The following is a 19,724-nucleotide window of genomic DNA, read 5'->3' as shown; positions in this document are numbered from 1 at the left end:
TAGACCTGCCAGGCACAGGCACAGGCGACGGGCCGTGCTATCGACAGGAGGCAAGGCATTGGAACACGCAAACGAGGAGAACCGTGGGGCGGAAGTACCGCCGTCGGCCGGTGTCGCATGTCTCGGCGCAGGCTGGCACGGTCTGTTGCCCGATTCATGCGGTGGTGGCATCGGGCATGCGGCGCTGGCCATGCAGGCTGCGGTGTTCGCGATGTCGCACCAGATCGAGGAACTTATCCCACCGGCCCGGCTATGGCTATACCGCGGAGGCCGAGTCCCATGGAAGGAATCGGATGAACCAAGTCGACAAGATGCTGGCCACCGCCAAGGACCTCGTGGCGCTGCGGATGCCGATCATGAACTGGCTGGGGTATAGCGTGGCCGACTGGGCCAGCGTGGCCAAGCTGGCTTATGTGCTGCTCGTCGCCGCGCACTTTCTGTGGGCGAAGATCGGCCGCCGGTGGTGGCGCTCGCACCGGCGCAAGCGAGGCAGGTGACGTGCGCCGGGCACGGGGCGGCCGTGGCGCTTCGTTTCCGGCGGGGGGCTTTGGCAGGACTGGCCGGGGCTGTGTTTCGGCCGCTCCGTGGTCCGGTGCACCGCCTCAGAACGGCGTCGCCACCTCGATCACCACGTCGCCGCGCGGCAGCGCCACGCAGGCCAGGATCATGCCGTCTTCCTTCTCGTCCAGGCTGAGCCCGGGCCATGCGATGCGGTAGTCGACCGCGCCGGCGTGCAGCTTGCACATGCAGGTGCGGCAGGTGCCGTTGCGGCACGAGTGGGGCAGGGTCACGCCGGCCCGCAGCGCGGCTTCGAGCAGGGTCTGCCCCGGGGCGACCGGGAAGCGGGTGCCGGCGGGCTCCAGCGTGGCGGTGGCGGGATGCGGGGAGGGGGCGGACATGGCGGGTGGCTCAGGCGTCGTCATCGCCGGGCTGCTCGGGAAAGCTTGCGCGCCCGTGGGTGGCGTCGCGCAGGGCGGCGCGTGCGCGCTCGCGCTGTGCCGCGGGCAGGTGCAGGGTCAGCAGGGCGCGCGCGCCGTAGGCGCTGTCCGCCAGGCTGCAGCCGGCCTGTTCGGGCTGGTCCAGCCAGCGGCGCACGCGCGGTTCGTCGGCGTAGTCGACTTCCACGGCCAAGGTGGCGTAGGTGATCCGTTCGACACGTTCGGCCTGCTTGAGGGCGGCGGCAATGGCGTCGGTATAGGCCCGCACCAGGCCGCCGGCGCCCAGCTTGATGCCGCCGTAGTAGCGCACCACGGCGGCCAGCACGCCGTCGAGGTCGTGGTGGCGCAGCACTTCGAGGATCGGGCGGCCGGCGGTGCCCGAGGGTTCGCCGTCGTCGGACATGCCGGACTGTCCGCCGGCCAGCAGGGCCCAGCAGACGTGTGTGGCGGTGGGATGCAGTGCGCGCAGGCGCTGCAGTTCGGCCATGGCGGCGTCGCGGTCGGCGACGGGGATGGCCAGGGCGAGGAAGCGGCTCTTGCGGATGTCGAGCTCGGCCTCGACCGGGGCGGCTAGGGTGTACGTCATAGGCCGGACAGTGTAATGGCATTTGCCCGGGTGACCGCCAAGACGCCGGACATGGCTCGGTCGCGCGGCGGCGTCCGGCGCGCGCTTTCGGAGTGGCTGCGGGCGCACGCCATGTGGTTCCGAGTACAATCCGGCCGCCGCCCAGGCGGGATAGAAACTGTACTCTTGTGCCGTGGGCGGATGTGTGCGTACTGCGGGCAGCCGCTCCCTCTTACTCTTCCTTCCATCAACATTGCGCGCGGCCGGCAGCCCTCCCCACGGGCCCGGCGCCTCGCCACCATCGGAGCCCCCGCCGTGAAGGACGAAGCCAGGAAGAGAAGCAAGGCCATCCACCCCCCTGCCACCGGCAGCGGTCCCGATCCGTTCGGCGCCATCGCCTGGCCGACGGCGGGCGCCACCGGCGCGGGAGGCCTGCGATGAAGCTCTACGAGAAATTCGCTGACGATATCGAGCGCTTGATCCGCCAGGGCGTCTATCGGCACGGCGAGCGCCTGCCGTCGGTGCGCCAGGCCAGCCAGCAGCACCGCATCAGCATCACCACCGTGCTCCATGCCTACCTGCTGCTGGAGAGCCGCGGCCTGCTGGCGAGCCGGCCGCAGTCCGGCTATTTCGTCAACCTGGAGCGCGCCGACGGCGAGCGGCAGATGCAGGACCTGCGCGCGTCCAAGCCGATCGCGGTGTCATCGACGGTGGACGTCAGCCGGCTGGTGCTGTCGACGCTGCGTTCGATCGGCAGCGGTGACGCGGTGCCGCTCGGCTCGCCCTATCCGGATCCGGTGCTGTTCCCCTTCGAGAAGCTGAACCGCTACGCCTATACCGCCGGCCGGGACAAGACGCTGTGGAGCCTGACCAACGCGCTGCCGCCGGGCGATCCGCGCCTGCTGCGCCAGATCGCGCGGCGCCACCTCGAGAACGGCATGCCGGTCGATCCCAACGAGATCATCGTCACGGTCGGCGCCACCGAGGCGATCAACCTGTGCCTGCAGGCGGTGGCCAAGCCGGGCGACGTGATCGCGGTGGAGTCGCCGACCTTCTACGCGATGCTGCACGCGATCGAGCGCATGGGCATGAAGGCGATCGAGGTGTCGACCCACCCCGAGCACGGCATCGATATCGGCGAGCTGGCGGCGATCGTGAAGTCGCAGCCGATCGCGGCCTGCATGGTGATGCCGAACTTCCAGAATCCGCTCGGCTTCCAGATGCCCGACGAACGCAAGCGGGAACTGGTCGAGTTCCTGGCGGCGGCGGACATCCCGGTGATCGAGAACGCCGTCTACAACGAGCTCTACTTCGGCGACGCGCACCCCAGCTCCTTGAAGAGCTATGACCGCAAGGGCCTGGTGCTGCATTGCTCGTCGTTCTCCAAGAGCCTGACCGCGACCTATCGCATCGGCTGGGCCCTGCCGGGCCGCTATCGCGACCAGGTCGAGAAGCTCAAGTTCCTGAATACCCTGGCCACGCCGCTGGTGCCGCAGCTGGCCATTGCCGAGTACCTCGAGCGCGACGGCTATGAGCACCACCTGCGCCGGATCCGCAAGGCCTACGCGCAGCAGGCCAACCTGATGCGGGCGATGGTGTCGCGCTTCTTCCCCGAAGGCACGCGCATCTCCAGCCCGGCCGGCGGCTATGTGCTGTGGGTCGAGCTGCCGGCCAAGGTCGACGCCATGCATCTCTACCAGCTTGCGCTGGAGCGCGGCATCACGATCGGGCCGGGGTATATGTTCTCGATCTCCGGCAGCTACCGTAACTTCATCCGGCTGAACTACAGCAGCCCGTGGTCGCGGCGCATCGAGGAGGCGGTGATCGAGGTCGGCAAGCTGGTCGCCAGCTGCGCCCGCTGAAGAGGCCGGCGCACCGGCGGCTCCGGCCGCCGGTGGTGGCAGTGGTGGCATCGAAGGCGGCCGCCTCTCAGCCGCCCTCGGCCTTCCTCAGTCTTCCTCAGTCTTCCTCAGCCGCCCGTCACCGGCGGGAAAAACGCGATCTCGCTGTCGCCGCGCACCACGTAGGCGCGGTCCACCAGTTGCAGGTCGACCGCGGCCCGGATCGGCTGGCGCTGCCGCAGCGCTTCGGCCCAGCGCGCGTCGCGCGCGGCCAGGATTTCCAGCAGTCCGGCGATGGACACCTCGGCGGTATCGAGCTCGAGGGTCTCCTGCGCGGCGCCGAGTTGCTCGCGCAGGCTGGCGAAGGTCTTGATGGTCAGTCTCATCGGTATCCATCCGTTGTCGTTGCATCATGCGTCATCGTCTTGTGACTTGCGCCTGGCGGCAGCGCTTCACGCCGGCAGCCTGAGGCCTGAGGCCTGCGGCCCGGGACAGCGCCGCCCCGTTTCAGCCCCACCGCTCCGCCGCCTGCTCGTCGCGCGTGCGCGCGGCGACCCATGCGGCATGGCCGTCGCCGTGGATCTCCTTCTTCCAGAACGGCGCGTAGGTCTTGAGGAAATCCATCAGGAAGGCGCAGGCGTCGAGCGCCGCCTGCCGGTGCGGCGCGGCGACGATGACCAGCACCACCGCCTGCCCCAGCGCGACGCGGCCGGTCCGGTGCACGATCCTGACCGTTTCCAGCGGCCAGCGCGCGCTCGCTTCCTCGACGATGGTCCACAGGGATTGCTCGGTCATGCCCGGGTAGTGTTCGATCTCCAGCGCTATCACGTCGTCGCTGTCGCCATGCCGGCGCACCACGCCGATGAAGTTGGCGATCGCGCCCACCTCGGGCTTGCGCAGGATCGGCTCGAACTCCGCGCCGAGCGCGATCGGCTCGTGCTGCACGCGCACCTCGAAGCCGGCCTCGATGGCGCGCCGCGTGAAGCCGGCGAGTTCGGCGGCTCCATCGTCATCGGCGGCCGTGGCGGTCGCGGCAGGCGTGCCGCCGGGTTCGGAGAAGGGGAAGCGCGAAGGGAGTGGCGATGTCATAGCGTTGCTCCGTTGGTGGCCCGCCGCGCGCGCCGGCGCGGCGTCAGCCGCCGACCAGCGACATGCGGACGGTGGGATAGACCTTGCCCGGCCGGGGGCGGGGCGAGGCGCGCAATTCGGAATAGCGGTCGTCGCGCTGCGCCCAGCGCTGGCGCACGGCCTGCGCCAGTTGCGTGGCGCAGGCATGGTCGTCCAGCCACGGCCGCAGGCTCAGGCCCCGGGTGGCGAACAGGCAGGTGTAGAGCGTGCCGTCGGCGGCGACGCGTGCGCGCGTGCAGGCGCCGCAGAACGGCTGCGAGACGCTGGCGATGAAACCCACTTCGCCGCCGCCGTCGGCGTGGCGGTAGCGGATCGCGGTGTCGGCGCCGCGGGCCTGGTCGAGCGGGACCAGCGGGAAGGCTGCCGCCACCAGGTCGCGCGCCTGCGCGGCCGTCAGCACGTCGCCGTCCGACCAGCGGTCCGCGCCGCCGACGTCCATGTACTCGATGAAGCGCACGCTGACGCCGCTGCCCTTGAAATGGCGCACCAGCGGCAGGATCTGGTCGTCGTTGACGCCGCGCTGGACCACGGTGTTGACCTTGAGCGGCGCCAGCCCGGCCGCGCGCGCCGCCTCGATGCCGTCGAGGATGCGCGCGACCGGCAGGTCGGTATCGCTCATGCGGCGGAACACGGCGTCGTCGAGCGCGTCGAGGCTGACCGTCACGCGCTGCAGGCCGGCGTCCTTGAGCGAGCGCGCCTTGGCTGCCAGCAGGGCGCCATTGGTCGTCAGCGCGATCTCCACCGGCTTGCCCGCCAGCGTGGTCAACTGCGCCAGTTGCTCCACCAGGTTCTCCAGGCCGCGCCGCAGCAGGGGTTCGCCGCCGGTGATGCGGATCTTCTCGACGCCGAGCTGGGTGAAGGCGCGCGCGATCTTCAGCAACTGCGCGAACGACAGCCGCTCGGCCGGCGGCATGAAGGCATAGTCCGCGGGGAAAGCCTCGCGCGGCATGCAGTAGGTACAGCGGAAATTGCAGCGGTCGATCACCGACAGGCGCAGGTCGCGCAGCGGGCGGCCGCGGCGGTCGACGACGGTGCCGCGGGCGGCGTCTTCGTCGGCCGCTGCGGTCGGCCTGGCCGGGCCCGCAGGCGAGCCGGCAGGGGGAAGGAGGCGGGGAGCAAAGCCCGGCAGGCGGGCGGCGAGGTCTGGGGCGAAGGCTCTCACGATCGATCCGGTGACATGCGGTCGGCAGGGCCGAAAAGGCGCAGGCCGCCGCACCGCGTCTCCCGGGTGGGAGACTTGCGCGGCCGGCCTGCCAAAGGGTGGTGATCCCCAGCCAGAATAGGCGGCCGCGCGCCAGTGCAGCGTGCACAGTTCGGCGGCATTGTCCGGGGTACAGTTGGCGCCGGACGCGGCACACGCCGCGCCCGGCACGAACGCTCAGGCCAGCCAGTGCGCGAAGTCGTGATAGGGCGCGCTGTCGCCCGGGGCGAGGCTGGCGCCCGCGGCGATGCGCGCGAGGCCGTCGGCCCGGGCCAGCCCGAGCACCGCGCCGGCACCCTGCTCGGGCAAGCGTTCCAGGCACGGCCGTCCGTCCGGGCCGGTGGCGCAGCGGACGCGGAAAAAGCGCTCGCGCGCCGCGTCGACGCCGGGCGCGAAGCCGAGCGGCAGCGGCAGGGCGGCAGGCAAGGGCTCGGCGCGACCCTGCAGCCGCCGCATCAGCGGGCCGACCAGCAGTGCGAAAACCGCCAGCGCCGCGCCCGGATTGCCGGGCAGCACCACCACGGGAGCGCCGTCGAGGCGCGCCAGCGAGACCGGCTTGCCCGGCTTCATGGCGACGCCGGACAGCAGGACCTGGGCGCCGAGCGACGCCAGCGCCGGCCGCACCCGGTCCTTCTCGCCGACCGAGGCGCCGCCCACGCTCAGCACGAGGTCGGAGCGGGCGCGCAGTTCGCTCAGGGCCTGCCGGATCGCCTGCTCCGTGTCCGGCGCGTGCAGCGCCTGCGTGACCACGCCGCCCATGTTCTCCACCAGGCCGGCCAGCATCGGCGCATTGCTGTCGTAGATCTGGTGGCGCATGCGGATCCGTCCCGGTGGCACGAGTTCATCGCCGCTGGTGAGGATGCCGACGCGCAGCGCCGGGAAGACGTTGAGCGCGTCGATGCCCTGGGCGGCGGCCAGGCCGACGTGCAGCGGGCCCAGGCAGGTACCGGCCGCGATCAGCAACTGCCCCGCGCGGAACTCCTCGCCCTGGCGGCGGATATGCAGGCCGGGCCGCACGCCCGCGTCGAACACGACATGGCCGTCAGCCTCGCGCGCCTGCTCCTGCATGATCACCGTGTCGGCGGCGGCCGGCAGCAGGCTGCCGGTGAAGAGGCGGGTGGCGCAGCCCTCGCCCAGCGGCAGCGGCACCTCGCCGGCATAGCAGCGCTGCTGGATGCGCAGCGGGCGGCCGGCGCCGAGATCGGCGTGGCGCACCGCATAGCCGTCCATCGCGCTCTGGTCGGCCGGCGGCTGGTCGAAGGCGGCACGCAGCGGGGCCGCCAGCACGCGGCCGCGCGCGTGGGCCAGCGCTATGCGCATCGACAGCGCGGGGGCGGGAAAGGCGGAAACGAAGCGCTGCTGTGCGTCGGCGAAGGCAAGGGCGTGCGGCATCGCTGGTCACCTCGGCTCGCGGAGAGCCGTGGGCCCGGCCTCCGCGGAGATCGGCGCGGGGTACTCGACGAAGCCATCGCCGCGGCAGAAGCACAGCAGGCGGATGCCGGCCTGGGCGGCGATGTCGATCGCCAGCGAGCTGGGCGCCGAGACGGTGGCGAGCATCGGGATGTGCAGGCGCGCGGCCTTGCGCACCAGCTCGTAGCTGGCGCGGCTGGACATCAGCACGAAGCCGTCGCGCGTGTCCACCCGGCGCCGGGCCAGCCGGCCGATCAGCTTGTCGAGCGCATTGTGGCGGCCGACATCCTCGCACACCTCCAGCACGGCGCCGTCGCGGCCGCACCACGCCGCCGCATGCACGCCGCCGGTTTCGCGCATCAGCGCCTGCTGCCCGGGCAGCTCGCGCACGGCGCGGTGGACCGCCTCGGCGGCGATGTCCGCCGCCGCGCCGGCGTGCGCGATGCGCGCCGGCTGCAGGTCCAGCAGCGACAGGCTTTCGACGCCGCAGACCCCGCAGCCCGAACGTCCCGCCAGGGCCCGGCGCCGGCCCTTGAGGGCGGCGAACGCCTCCTGGGCCACCGTCAGCTGGACTTCGGCGCTGGCGGCGCTGGCGGCGCTGGCGGCACAGCAGGAGACCTCGATGTCGAACACGTCGGAAGCCCGCTCGACGATGCCTTCGCTGAGTGCGAAGCCCAGCCCGAACGCTTCGAGGTCGAGCGGCGTGGCCATCATCACCGCATGCGAGATGCCGTTGAACACCAGCGCGACGGGAATTTCCTCGGCGACGCGGTCGCGCGCCGCGCGCGCGGCGCCGTGCTGGTGGCGCAGCACATCGAGCTCGATATGGCCGCGCTGGTCGGCGGTGGACAGGGCTTCCGGCATTGGGGGACTCCTTTTGTAGTGAGGCGCTCGCGCCCGCGGCGGCCAGCGGCGGCTGGCGCGGCGACGACGGAGCGCGTCGCGCGCGGCCGCCCGCGCATGGCCGCGAGAGCACAGTGCGCATGGTAGCGGTGCGCCGGCGCCGATTCCCGGTACACCTGCGCGCGGCAGGGAGAAGTACAGTTCGCGCGCGCCGGGATTCGATTGCCAGCACGCGCAAGCCTGCACTATCGTCGAGCGCAGACCTGGCACCGCCGCCACGGCGCGCGCAGCCGGTCCGGCCTGGCGGCGGCGCATTGTGCGCCGCGGCACGGCGTCCGTCCCCCACTCACTGTGCCGGTGCGAATCATGGAAATCTTCGACGCCCTACACCTTGCCAGGCTGCAGTTCGCCTTCACGGTTTCCGTCCACATCGTCTTCCCCGCGATCAGCATCGGCATGGCGAGCTTCCTGGCCGTGCTGGAGTGGCGCTGGCTCGCCACCGGCGACAGCAGCTACAAGGACATGTTCCTGTTCTGGTCCAAGGTGTTCGCGGTCAGCTTCGGCATGGGCGTGGTGTCCGGCGTGGTGATGGCCTACGAGTTCGGCACCAACTGGAGCGGATTTTCCCAGGTGGCCGGCAATATCACCGGGCCCCTGCTGACCTACGAGGTGCTGACCGCCTTCTTCCTGGAGGCCGGCTTCCTCGGCGTGATGCTGTTCGGCTGGCAGCGGGTCGGCGCCGGCGCCCATTTCTTCGCCACGCTGATGGTGGCGGTGGGCACGCTGATCTCCACCTTCTGGATCCTGTCGTCGAACAGCTTCATGCAGACGCCGCAGGGCTTTGCCGTCGAGGCCGGGCGCATCGTCCCGGTCGACTGGTTCCAGGTGATCTTCAATCCCTCCTTCCCCTACCGCCTGGTGCACATGACGATCGCCGCCTTCATCGTGGCTGCCTTCATCGTGGCCGCCTGCGGCGCCTGGCACCTGCTGCGGGGGCGGCGCGACGCGCCGGTCAGGCGCAGCTTCTCGATGGCGCTGTGGATGCTGCTGGTGCTGGCGCCGGTGCAGATCGCCGTCGGCGACGCGCACGGCCTCAACACGCGCGAGTACCAGCCGGCCAAGATCGCGGCGATCGAAGGGCTGTGGGAAACCGAGAAGGGCGGCACGGCGCTGAACCTGTTCGGCCTGCCCGACATGGAAGCGGAGCAGACCCGCTACGCGCTGCAGGTGCCGCACCTCGGCAGCCTGATCCTGACCCATAGCTGGAATGGCGAGATCCGCGGCCTGAAGGAGTTCGCGCCGCGCGACCGTCCCTATTCGCCGATCGTGTTCTGGACCTTCCGCGTGATGGCCGGGCTCGGCATGCTGATGCTGCTGACCGCGCTGCTGGGGCTGGCGCTGCGCCGGGGCGGCCGGCTCTACGAGGCGCGCTGGTTCCAGTGGCTGGTGCTGTGCATGGGGCCGTCGGGTGTGGTGGCCCTGCTGGCCGGCTGGATCACCACCGAGGTAGGCCGGCAGCCGTGGACCGTCTACGGCGTGCTGCGCACGGAAGATTCCGTATCGCCCATTTCCGCGCAGCAGGCGGGCGTATCGCTGCTGCTGTTCGTGATCGTCTACTTCATGGTGTTCGGCATGGGGATCTACTACATGTGGAAACTGATGAAACGCGGGCCGGAGCTGAACTCGCATGCGGCCGCCGCGCTCAAGCACCCCGGGCTGCGCAACCGCGCGCTGGCCGCGCCGTCGGACGCCTTGGAAGGAGAGTGATGCCATGACCATCGACCTGCCCGTGATCTGGGCCGCCATCATCGGCCTCGGCGTGTTTCTCTATGTGATGCTCGACGGCTTCGACCTCGGCATCGGCCTGCTGTTTCCCTTCTTCGACGCCAAGGCGGATCGCGATGTGATGCTCAATACCGTCGCGCCGGTCTGGGACGGCAACGAGACCTTCCTCGTACTCGGCGGTGCCGGACTGTACGGCGCCTTCCCGGTGGTCTACTCGACGCTGCTGCCGGCGAACTACCTGCCGCTGATACTGATGGTGATCGGCCTGATCTTCCGCGGCGCCGCTTTCGAGCTGCGCGCCAAGGCCCGGCGCACCCAGCACCTGTGGGACCTGGCCTTCATCGGCGGTTCCGCGCTGGCGACGTTCTGCCAGGGCATCGTGCTGGGGTCGCTGCTGCAGGGCATCCGGATCGTGGACGGCCGCTTTGCCGGCGGCCCCTTCGACTGGCTGTCGCCCTTCAGCGTGTTCTGCGGCTTCGGCGTGCTGATCACCTATGCGACGCTCGGCTGCGGCTGGCTCATCCTGAAGACGGACGCCGACCTGCAGCGCCGCATGCGGCTGCTGATGCGGCCCCTGGCCTGCGCGCTGCTGGGCGCCATGGCGCTGGTCAGCCTGTGGACCGTGATGGGCCTGCCGGCGGTGGCGCAGCGCTGGTTCGGCAGCGGCAACCTGGGCTGGTTCCTGCCGGTGCCCATCCTGGTGCTGGCCTGCGTGTGGGGCATCTTCCGCTCGGTACGGCTGCGGCACGAGGCCATGCCCTTCCTGCTGACCCTGGCGCTGTGCTTCCTCGGGTACACGGGGCTGGTCATCAGCATCTGGCCGAACATCGTGCCGCCGTCGCTGACGATCTGGCAGGCCTCGTCCAGTCCTTCCAGCCAGTTGTTCGCGCTGGTCGGCACCGTGATCGTGCTGCCGATCATCCTGGTCTACAACGCGCTGCAGTACCGCGTGTTCCACGGCAAGGTGCGTGAAGGCGACGCCGGCTATCACTGACGCCGCCGCCGGGGCCCCGTGCGCCCGGACGGCATGCTTTCCTGAATTGACTCCCGATCCTTGCGGGCGGCGCGGCATGCGCCCGCGCCGCCCTCGCCGCCCGCAAGGATCGCCCGACAAGACCAAGCCAGATGATCGTAAGGCCAAGACAGAACTGGTTCCTGATGCTGTTCGTGTGGAACGGCTCGGTGCTGCAGTCCATCATTCCCCAGCTCGTCTTCATGGGCGCCGTCAGCAGCCTGGCGGTGTTCACGCACGGGCGCGTGTTCGGCGAGAAGATCCCGCTCAACACCGCGCTGTTCACGCTGTTCGGCCTGGCGCTGGCGATCTTCCTCGCCTTCCGCAACAACGCCAGCTACGACCGCTACAACGAGGCGCGGCACCTGTGGGGCAATATGCTGATCGCCTCGCGCACGCTGACGTCGCAGATGCTGTGCTACCTGCCGGATGCCCTGGCGGCGGCCGAACGCCGACGGCTGGCCGATACCCTGATCGCCTTCACCTATGCGCTCAAGCACCAGCTGCGCAAGACCGATCCCGGCGACGACCTGCGCCGCCTGCTGGGGCCTGCGTCGGCAGAGGCACTGCGCGCCAAGGCTTACCGGCCCGCGGCCGTATTGAACGAGATCCGCCACGGCCTGGAGCGCCATGCAGGGCCGGGAGCCGCCGGCACCACGCGCTGGATCTTCGATGCCCAGCTCAACGAACTGGAGAAGTCCCTGGGCGGATGCGAGCGCATCGCCTCCACGCCGATCCCGTTCGCCTACAACGTGCTGCTGCACCGGACCGTGTACGGCTACTGCATGCTGCTGCCGTTCGGCCTGGTCGACGCCACCGAGTTCTTCACGCCGCTGCTGTGCGTCTTCATCTCCTACACGCTGATCGCGCTGGAAGCGATCGCCAGCGAGGTTGCCGAGCCCTTCGGGCTGGCGCCGAACGCGCTGGCGCTCGACACCATGTCGCGCAATATCGAGCGGTCTATCCTCGATCTGTGCGGCCGCGAGTTGCCGGAGGAGGTTGCGCCGGTGCGGCCGTACCAGTACACCTAGCCGTTGCAGGCGGCAGCCGCGGGGGGATGAGGCATGGCGAGGAGCACGGACATGGACGAGAGGGCGGCACGCAGGGAAACGTGGCGCCGCCGCTGGCGCCAGGCGGCCTGGATGGTCGGGCTGTGGGCGGGCGGCGTCGTTTCGGTGGCGCTGGTGGCCGAACTGATCCGGCTGGCGATGCAGGCCGCGGGAATGAAGTCGCACTGAGATATTGCGCTGCGACGCGGCGGGCGGGAAGCGGGCCGGTGCGCGTCCCGCTGCCTCACCCGCCGGTCGGTACATGGACACGCTCACGCTGCCCGGTGGGGGCGTTGGCGGAGCGTTCGGCATCGTGCCCCTGGCACGACTCGCCTGGGAGACAAGCATGCAGCAATTCGATCTCTATATCCGGCCGGCAAAGCCGACGCTGGGGCTCTATGTGCGCAAGGGCGCCGGCCTCTCCGACCTGGAGGACGCGGATCAGTGGCAACTCGCCGGGCAGGTCTGGGAGAACGAGCTGCCGCCCGGCCTGCTGCGGGAACTGGAGGCCAATGGCCATGCCTTCCAGGAGCTGGGAGGGTGAGGCTTGCGATGCCATGCACCGGCGCCACGCGGGCCGCCGGCCATCGCCAGCGATCGCCAGCCATCGCCAACTGTATCTTTCCGGCCGGACGGCGATGGCCTATGTTGCCTACAGGAAATTGCCCGCACACCCGGCCCGCCGGGTGCGGCGCCGGAGCCGTTGCGACAGGCTGCCCACATCGACGGCGAATCATGTGAACGCTTCATTCTCCAGGGACATCACACCATGCCAGCCCTCTGCGATCTCTGCCATGCCCGCCCCGCCGTTGCCCGCGTCTCGGTGACGGAGGACGGTGCGCGCCGCACGCTCTCGATCTGCGACTACCACTACCGGCAGTTGCTGCGGCACCAGGAGATGCTCAATCCATTCGATTCCTTGCTCGGCGCGGGCAGCGGGCTGTCCCGCTGGCTCGGCGAGGCGGGCGAGGCGGGATACGGCGCATTGCTCGCCGCCGAGGTGCCGCGCGAGTCGGTCGATCCCACCGATGCCTTCAGCGAGCAGACGCTGGAACTGCTGCAGCGTGCCGCGGAGAAGGCGCACGAGCTGCGCCGCGGCGAGCTCGACAGCGAGCATCTCCTCTACGTGCTGGCCGACAACGATATCGCCGCCGCCCTGCTCAAGGAATTGAAGCTGTCCGCCGCCGACATCCGTGCCTATATCGATGAGCATGCGCACACCGGTCGGGCGGATCCCGACATGCCGCTCGAACGCATGACGGTGTCGCCGCGCCTGAAGAAGGCGCTCCAGTTCGCCTTCCAGGCCTCGCACGAGCTCGGCCACTCCTACGTCGGCCCGGAGCACCTTCTGATCGGGCTGGCGGCGGTGCCGGACAGCATCGCCGGCGCCCTGCTCAGGAAGTACGGCGTGACACCGGAGGCATTGCGCCAGAAGGTGGTCAAGGTGGTCGGCAAGGGCGCGGAGGATGGTCGGATCGAGCAAGGCACGGGCACCCCGCATCTCGACAAGGTCGGGCGCGATCTCACCGCGATGGCGCGGCAGGGCAAGCTCGACCCGGTGCTGGGCCGCTCGCAGGAGATCGAAAGCACGATCGAGGTGCTGGCGCGGCGCAAGAAGAACAATCCGGTGCTGATCGGCGAGCCCGGTGTCGGCAAGACGGCGATCGTCGAAGGCCTCGCGCAGCGGATCGTCAACGGCGATGTGCCGGAGGTCCTGCGCGACAAGCGGCTGGTGGAGGTGAACATCAACGCGATGGTCGCCGGGGCGAAGTACCGTGGCGAGTTCGAGGAGCGCGCCAAGCAGCTGATCGACGAAGTCACGGCCAGGCAGGACGAGCTGATCCTGTTCGTCGATGAGCTGCACACCATTGTCGGCGCGGGGCAGGGCGGCGGCGAAGGCGGCCTGGACATCGCCAACGTGTTGAAGCCGGCGCTGGCGCGCGGCGAGCTGAGCCTGATCGGCGCCACCACGCTGAACGAGTACCAGAAGTACATCGAGAAGGACGCGGCCCTGGAGCGCCGCTTCCAGCCTGTGCTGGTGCCGGAGCCCACGGTGGAGCAGACCATCGTGATCCTGCGCGGCCTGCGCGACAAGCTCGAAGCCCATCACCAGGTGACCTTCTCGGACGAGGCCTTCGTCGCGGCCGCGGAGCTGGCCGATCGCTACGTCACCTCGCGTTTCCTGCCGGACAAGGCCATCGACCTGATCGACCAGGCCGCCGCGCGCGTGCGCATCGGCGCGACCTCGCGCCCTGCGGCGATCCAGGAGCTGGAGGCGGAGGTGGCCCAGCTCAAGCGCGAGCAGGACTATGCGGCCTCGCGCAAGCGCTTCGACGAGGCGAAGGGATTCGAGGAGCGCATCGGCGCCAGGCGCAAGGAGCTGGACGAGCAGGTCGAGGCGTGGCAGCGCAAGACCGGCTCGGAGACGCTGGAAGTGACGGTGGCGGTGGTGGCGGAGGTGGTGTCGCGCCTGACCGGCATCCCGGTCGCCGAGCTGACCCAGGAAGAGCGGCAGAAGCTGCTGGCCATGGAAGCCACGCTGCGCGAACGGGTGATCGGCCAGGACGATGCCGTGGTCGCGGTCAGCGATGCGGTGCGGCTGTCGCGCGCCGGGCTCGGGCATGCCAACCGGCCGATCGCGACCCTGCTGTTCCTCGGCCCGACCGGCGTCGGCAAGACCGAACTGGCCAAGGCCCTGGCCGAGACCGTGTTCGGCGACGAGCAGGCCATCATCCGCATCGACATGTCCGAGTACATGGAGCGCCACGCGGTGGCGCGGCTGATCGGCGCGCCGCCGGGCTACGTCGGCTACGAAGAGGGCGGCCAGCTCACCGAGCGCGTGCGGCGGCGTCCCTACAGCGTGATCCTGCTCGACGAGATCGAGAAGGCGCACCCCGATGTCTACAACGTGCTGCTGCAGGTGTTCGACGATGGCCGCCTCACCGACGGCAAGGGACGGGTGGTGGACTTCACCCACACCATCCTGATCGCCACCAGCAACCTCGGTGCCTCGATCATCATGGAGAACCTGGCGCGGCCCGAGGCCTCGCGCCAGTCCGACAAGGCCATCCGCGAGGCCCTGATGGGCGTGCTCAAGGGGCATTTCCGTCCCGAGTTCCTCAACCGGATCGACGAGATCATCGTGTTCCACGCCTTGTCCGAGGCGAACATCCGCGCCATCGTGCAGATCCAGCTCGACCGCATCGCGCGCACCGCGGCCGCCCAGGACATCCGGCTGGAGTTCGGCGAGGGGCTGGTCGCGCACCTGGTCGAGCTCGGCTACCAGCCCGAGTTCGGCGCGCGCGAACTGAAGCGGCAGATCCGCCAGGTCATCGAGACGCGGCTCGCCAAGCAGATCCTGGGCGATGCGCTGCAGTCGGGCGACAGCGTGCGCATCGATTTCGACCAGGACAGCGGCGAAGTGCGTTTCGACAAGCTGGCTGCGGCTGCCGGCGCGGCCTCCGGACCCGCCTCCGCCGCCGGGCCGGCGCCGGCGTCCGGAGCCGACGGCGCGGGCGCGCCGGCCGCGCACAAGGCGGCGCGGCCCCCGGCGGCCAAGCCTGCCAAGCGGGCGGCGCGCGCGAACGGCGACCGCCCCGGGCAGCCTGGATAGGAGGGCTGCAGCACCGACCTACTGATCGACCTGCATACGGACCTGCATACGGACCTGCAAAGCGACCCACATACCGCTACACATATCGACCCACATGCGGCGCGGCCGGCCATCGTATCCGCCGGCCCGCCGCGCCGCATGGCCAGACCTCAGCGAAACCGCCCGTTCTTACGGGCCAGTCCATGGAGTGCATCCAATGAGCAATCGACGCGAAGTGCCCGGCATCCGGGAGTACGAAGGTCCGGCCGGCGGCTGGGGCGCGCTGCGCGCCACGGCCCAGGCGATCCGCCTGCAGATGGAGACCATCAAGGCCCCGATCACGCTGATGCGGACCAACCAGCCCGACGGCTTCGACTGCCCCGGCTGTGCCTGGCCCGACAAGGAGCACCGCTCCACCTTCCAGTTCTGCGAGAACGGCGCCAAGGCGGTCACCTGGGAGGCCACCACCAAGCGCGTGACGCCGGAGTTCTTCGCTGCCAACACGGTGACCTCGCTGCTGCAGCGTTCCGACTTCGAGCTGGAAGACCAGGGCCGCCTGACGCATCCGCTGGTCTACGACCGCGCCACCGACACCTTCCGCGCGGTCGAGTGGGATGCCGCGTTCCGCCGCATCGGCGAGATCCTGCAAGGCCTGGCGCCGGAGCAGGTGGAGTTCTACACTTCGGGCCGCGCCTCGAACGAGGCCGCCTACCTGTACCAGCTGTTCGCCCGGGAGTACGGCACCAACAACTTCCCGGACTGCTCGAACATGTGCCATGAACCGACCAGCGTCGGGCTGCCGCAATCGATCGGCATCGGCAAGGGAACGGTATCGCTGGAGGACTTCGACGCCTGCGACCTGATCCTGTCGATCGGCCACAATCCGGGCACCAACCATCCGCGCATGATGGGCACGCTGCACGAGGCCTCGCGCCGCAATGTGCCGATCATCGTCTTCAATCCGCTGCGCGAGCGCGCGCTGGAGCGCTTCGCCGACCCGCAGAACTGGGTGGAGATGGCCACCTACGGTTCGACGCGCATCGCTTCCACCTACTTCCAGGTCAATGCCGGCGGCGACGCGGCGGCGCTCAAGGGCATCATGAAGGCCCTGCTGGCGATGGAGGCCGACCAGGGCGGCGTGCTCGACCGCGATTTCATCGCCGCCCATACGACCGGCTTCGAAGCCTTCGCGGCCGACCTGGACGCGACCACCTGGGAGGACATCGAGAAAGCCAGCGGGCTGAAGCGGGCCGACCTGGAGCAGGTCGCCATTGCCTACGCCAAGGCGAAGGCGACCATCGTGACCTATGGCATGGGCATCACCCAGCATAACAAGGGCACGGCCAATGTGCGCCTGATCGCCGACCTGCTGCTGCTGCGCGGCAACTTCGGCAAGCCGGGCGCGGGCATCTGCCCCCTGCGCGGCCATTCCAACGTGCAGGGCAACCGCACGGTGGGCATCACGGAGAAGCCGTCCGAGGCCTTCCTCAAGCAGATGGACGAGACCTTCGGCCTGCAACTGCCGCGCCAGCACGGGCACGATGCCGTGCAGGCCATGCAGGCGATGGTCGACGGCCGCGCCAAGGCGCTGATCTGCCTGGGCGGCAACTTCGCCGTGGCGCTGCCCGATCCCGGCCAGGCCTTCCCGGCCATGGGCAGGCTGGACCTGAGCGTGCACATCGGCACCAAGCTCAACCGCACGCACCTGCTGGTGGCCAAGGAGACCTTCCTGTTCCCCTGCCTGGGCCGGACCGAACTCGACGTGCAGGAGACCGGCCCCCAGTCGGTGACGGTGGAGGACTCGATGTCGATGGTGCATGCCTCGGCCGGCAAGCTGGCGCCCGCCTCCGAGCACCTGCGCTCCGAGCCGGCCATCGTCGCCGGCATCGCGCGCGCCACGCTGCCGGCCAGCAAGGTGCCCTGGCAGGAACTGGTGGCCGACTACGACCGCATCCGCGACCTGATCGACAAGACCGTTCCCGGCTTCGAGGCGTTCAATGAACGCATCCGGCAGCCCGGCGGTTTCCGCCTGCCGCTGCCGCCGACCGAGCGCCAGTGGCATACACCGTCGGGCAAGGCCGAGTTCTCGGTCTACGGCGGCGTGCACGAGGATGCCGAGGTGCTGGGTGGCGAGAACGTGCTGCGCCTGATCACGATCCGCAGCCACGATCAGTACAACACCACCATCTACGCGATGGACGACCGCTACCGCGGCGTGTTCGGGCGGCGCGACGTGCTGTTCATGAACGAAGCCGACATGGCCGCGCAGGGCCTGGAGCACGGCGACCTGGTCGAGCTGGAAACGCTGGTGCCGGGCCGGCCGCTGCGGCTGGCGGGCCTGACCGCGATCGCCTACGGTATCGCGCAGGGCTCAGTGGCGGCCTACTACCCGGAAGCCAACGTGCTGGTGCCGCTCGACTATATCGACAAGGAGAGCGGCACGCCCTCCTACAAGTCGATTCCCGTGCGCGTGCGGCGCGCGGCGGCGGCCTGAGCGTTCCGGCCGGCCATGCCGCGCCAGCGCGCGGCATGGCCCGCTGAGGCGCTCACGCAGCGCACGGCGGCAGCGGGATTCCCCCCTGCCGCGCGACGAAGCGCAGCAGCGCCTCGGCCAGCGCGCGCTCCAGCCGCACTTCCCAATAGGCGTTGTACTGGGTGATATCGAGGGCGGGAAAGGTGCGCCGCTGCGGCGAACGGAAGGGCGCGCGGTGGTCGAACTGGCGCAGGCAGCCGGCCAGCGCGCCCGCCCCGGCCTCCTGGGCGAAGGCGGCCAGGGCCAGCAGGGACTGGCGCACCGTTTCCTGCGCCGGCGCCGCCAGCCGGCGGCAGGGCCCGCCCGGCACCGGCTCCGATGGCGCATCCAGCCGCAGGCGCGCGGTGCTGGCGTGCCAGCGTACCGCGGCCGGCTGCCCGAGGCCCAGCGAGCGGGCCAGCGCCTGCACCATGGCAGCGCGCGGAGGTTCGGCGGCGCGTGTCTCGCAGGCCGCGCGCAGCGCGGCCCAGAAGCGGTCGAGGTCGGGCAGGCGGCCGGTCTCGATTGCTTCCCAGATATTGGCGTGGCCGTCCACCGCGATGCGCGTCTCGTCGACGCGCACCGGCAGGCCGTTGGCGCCGAAGCGCTCGGCCGCGCGCCGGATCATGCGCGCGGCGATGCGCCGGCAGAAGCGCTTGCGCTCGGCGGCGGCATCGGGCAGCGGTGGCACGGCCGAGGCCTCCATGCGCAGGCCGAGCTGGCTTTCCAGCACCATCACGGCGCGGAAGGCGCGCGCCGATTGTTCCTGCGCGTCGTGGAAGGCTTGGATCAGGGCGTTGTACATGGTCTCGCGCCGGCAGGCATCGATTCGATGGCCGATTCAATGCTGCGCCGGCACCACCTTGCCGCGGAACAGGTGGTACTGGTAGAGGTTGTAGCCGATCATGACCGGGAACACGAGGCCGATGCCGCACAGCATGAAGGCCAGCGTCGGGCTGTCCGAGGCGGCGGCCGCCACGCTCAGCCGGCCCGGCACCAGGTAGGGGAACAGGCTCAGCGCCAGGCCCGCGAAAGAGGCGATGAAGAGCACCGTCGCGCCCGCGAAGGGGCCGTGCTCGCCCCGCACCGCCACCGCGTAGAGCACGTAGGCGCAGGCCAGGGCGGAGACCACCGCGAGTGCCGCCAGCACGTGGAACACCCCCGCGTCCTGCCAGCGCGTGGCGCCGACCTGGCTGAAGCGCAGGGTCGCGTACGACACCGCCAGCGCCGCCGCGATCGTGGTGGCCAGCGCCATCACGGTGTAGCGCCGGGCCGCGCTTTCCATGGCGCCGGTGGTCTTCTTGACCAGCCAGGTGGCGCCCAGCAAGGCGTAGCCGGACACCACGCCGATGGCGGTGATGATCACGAAGCCGATGCTGGCGGCGCCCGGCACGAAGCCGGTCAGGACCTTGCCCAGCACGATGCCCTGCGCGATCGCGGCGAGCAGGCTGCCGGCGCCGAAGACGCGGTCCCAGGCGGTCCTGCTGCGCTGGGCGGCGTGGCGGAACTCGATGGCGGCGCCGCGCATGATCAGGCTGGCGATCAGCAGCATCACCGGTACGTAGAGCTCGGAGAGGATGGTCGCGTAGGCCTTGGGGAAGGCGCCGAACAGGGCGCCGCCCAGCGCGACCAGCCAGGTTTCGTTGGCGTCCCACACGTGTCCGATGGACTGGATCATGACGTCGCGCTCGCTGGCGCGCCCGCGCAGCAGCGTCAGCATGCCGACACCGAGGTCGAAGCCGTCGGTGACGACGTAGAAGACGAGCATGAGGCCGATCAGGCCGAACCAGGCCTGGCTCAGCAGGGCCTGGGTGGAAAGGGGGGTCATGGAAGGTTCCTGCGAAGAAG

General features: G+C 70.1%; 18 protein-coding genes. 9 read left to right on the top strand and 9 right to left on the bottom strand.

The features are described 5' to 3' along the window. Positions 1–293 precede the first annotated feature (293 nt). Entirely contained in the window at positions 294–497 is a 204-nt protein-coding gene (locus BKK79_RS23670; protein WP_071038988.1) for a hypothetical protein, read from the top strand. 105 nt (positions 498–602) lie between these two features. Here BKK79_RS23670 and BKK79_RS23665 read toward each other — a convergent pair whose 3' ends face one another. Next, positions 603–899 (bottom strand): 2Fe-2S iron-sulfur cluster-binding protein, encoded by a 297-nt coding sequence (locus BKK79_RS23665; RefSeq protein ID WP_071018181.1) that lies wholly within the window; start codon positions 897–899, stop codon positions 603–605. Positions 900–909: 10 nt separating this feature from the next. Continuing rightward, positions 910–1,524 carry an IMPACT family protein gene (locus BKK79_RS23660; protein WP_071018183.1) on the bottom strand — a complete coding sequence of 205 codons (615 nt, stop codon included), beginning with the start codon at positions 1,522–1,524 and terminating at the stop codon, positions 910–912. Between the two features lie 416 nt (positions 1,525–1,940). Here BKK79_RS23660 and BKK79_RS23655 point away from each other — a divergent pair, with 416 nt between their 5' ends. Further along, complete coding sequence (locus tag BKK79_RS23655; protein ID WP_071018185.1) at positions 1,941–3,365, top strand: aminotransferase-like domain-containing protein; 1,425 nt, start codon at positions 1,941–1,943, stop codon at positions 3,363–3,365. A 107-nt stretch (positions 3,366–3,472) separates the two neighbouring features. On the opposite strand, the gene BKK79_RS23650 is transcribed toward BKK79_RS23655, so the two are convergent. The 5 genes from BKK79_RS23650 to fdhD all read right to left on the bottom strand — a co-directional run bounded on the left by BKK79_RS23650 (position 3,473) and on the right by fdhD (position 7,947). Beyond that, positions 3,473–3,730: a MoaD/ThiS family protein gene (locus tag BKK79_RS23650; RefSeq protein ID WP_071038986.1), complete on the bottom strand. Its 258-nt coding sequence runs from the start codon at positions 3,728–3,730 to the stop codon at positions 3,473–3,475. A gap of 121 nt (positions 3,731–3,851) precedes the next feature. Then, a complete protein-coding gene (locus tag BKK79_RS23645) occupies positions 3,852–4,433 on the bottom strand; it encodes a molybdenum cofactor biosynthesis protein MoaE (protein WP_071038984.1) in 582 nt (193 codons plus the stop codon). A 43-nt stretch (positions 4,434–4,476) separates the two neighbouring features. Further along, positions 4,477–5,601, bottom strand: coding sequence for a GTP 3',8-cyclase MoaA (gene moaA, locus BKK79_RS23640; RefSeq protein ID WP_071040326.1), 1,125 nt, complete (start codon positions 5,599–5,601; stop codon positions 4,477–4,479). 249 nt (positions 5,602–5,850) lie between these two features. Then, entirely contained in the window at positions 5,851–7,065 is a 1,215-nt protein-coding gene (locus BKK79_RS23635; protein WP_071038982.1) for a molybdopterin molybdotransferase MoeA, read from the bottom strand. Between the two features lie 6 nt (positions 7,066–7,071). Next, on the bottom strand, positions 7,072–7,947 hold the full coding sequence (fdhD, locus tag BKK79_RS23630; protein WP_071038980.1) for a formate dehydrogenase accessory sulfurtransferase FdhD: 876 nt from the start codon (positions 7,945–7,947) through the stop codon (positions 7,072–7,074). Positions 7,948–8,292: 345 nt separating this feature from the next. Here fdhD and BKK79_RS23625 point away from each other — a divergent pair, with 345 nt between their 5' ends. The 7 genes from BKK79_RS23625 (at position 8,293) to BKK79_RS23600 (ending at position 17,858) form a co-directional block, all read left to right on the top strand. Then, positions 8,293–9,693 carry a cytochrome ubiquinol oxidase subunit I gene (locus BKK79_RS23625; RefSeq protein ID WP_071018194.1) on the top strand — a complete coding sequence of 467 codons (1,401 nt, stop codon included), beginning with the start codon at positions 8,293–8,295 and terminating at the stop codon, positions 9,691–9,693. Positions 9,694–9,697: 4 nt separating this feature from the next. Beyond that, positions 9,698–10,705: a cytochrome d ubiquinol oxidase subunit II gene (gene cydB / locus BKK79_RS23620; protein ID WP_071018196.1), complete on the top strand. Its 1,008-nt coding sequence runs from the start codon at positions 9,698–9,700 to the stop codon at positions 10,703–10,705. Between the two features lie 131 nt (positions 10,706–10,836). Further along, complete coding sequence (locus BKK79_RS23615) at positions 10,837–11,754, top strand: bestrophin family protein (protein WP_071038978.1); 918 nt, start codon at positions 10,837–10,839, stop codon at positions 11,752–11,754. Between the two features lie 51 nt (positions 11,755–11,805). Then, positions 11,806–11,961 (top strand): DUF2474 domain-containing protein, encoded by a 156-nt coding sequence (locus BKK79_RS39265; RefSeq protein WP_083384385.1) that lies wholly within the window; start codon positions 11,806–11,808, stop codon positions 11,959–11,961. Between the two features lie 157 nt (positions 11,962–12,118). After that, complete coding sequence (locus BKK79_RS23610; RefSeq protein WP_071038976.1) at positions 12,119–12,316, top strand: hypothetical protein; 198 nt, start codon at positions 12,119–12,121, stop codon at positions 12,314–12,316. Positions 12,317–12,541: 225 nt separating this feature from the next. Continuing rightward, on the top strand, positions 12,542–15,385 hold the full coding sequence (locus BKK79_RS23605; RefSeq protein ID WP_071038974.1) for an ATP-dependent Clp protease ATP-binding subunit: 2,844 nt from the start codon (positions 12,542–12,544) through the stop codon (positions 15,383–15,385). A gap of 196 nt (positions 15,386–15,581) precedes the next feature. Continuing rightward, complete coding sequence (locus BKK79_RS23600; protein ID WP_071018203.1) at positions 15,582–17,858, top strand: FdhF/YdeP family oxidoreductase; 2,277 nt, start codon at positions 15,582–15,584, stop codon at positions 17,856–17,858. A 52-nt stretch (positions 17,859–17,910) separates the two neighbouring features. On the opposite strand, the gene BKK79_RS23595 is transcribed toward BKK79_RS23600, so the two are convergent. Together BKK79_RS23595 and cydB (BKK79_RS23590) are read right to left on the bottom strand one after the other, a co-directional pair. Further along, on the bottom strand, positions 17,911–18,681 hold the full coding sequence (locus BKK79_RS23595; RefSeq protein WP_071038972.1) for a hypothetical protein: 771 nt from the start codon (positions 18,679–18,681) through the stop codon (positions 17,911–17,913). A 36-nt stretch (positions 18,682–18,717) separates the two neighbouring features. Further along, complete coding sequence (gene cydB / locus BKK79_RS23590) at positions 18,718–19,704, bottom strand: cytochrome d ubiquinol oxidase subunit II (protein ID WP_071038970.1); 987 nt, start codon at positions 19,702–19,704, stop codon at positions 18,718–18,720. Positions 19,705–19,724 lie beyond the last annotated feature (20 nt).

Origin of the sequence: Cupriavidus sp. USMAA2-4, from assembly GCF_001854305.1 — a bacterium.
In the GTDB taxonomy this organism is placed as follows: Bacteria; Pseudomonadota; Gammaproteobacteria; order Burkholderiales; family Burkholderiaceae; genus Cupriavidus; species Cupriavidus malaysiensis.
The sequence above is the reverse complement of the archived record's forward strand: the minus strand, read 5'-3'. Positions and strand labels throughout refer to the sequence as shown.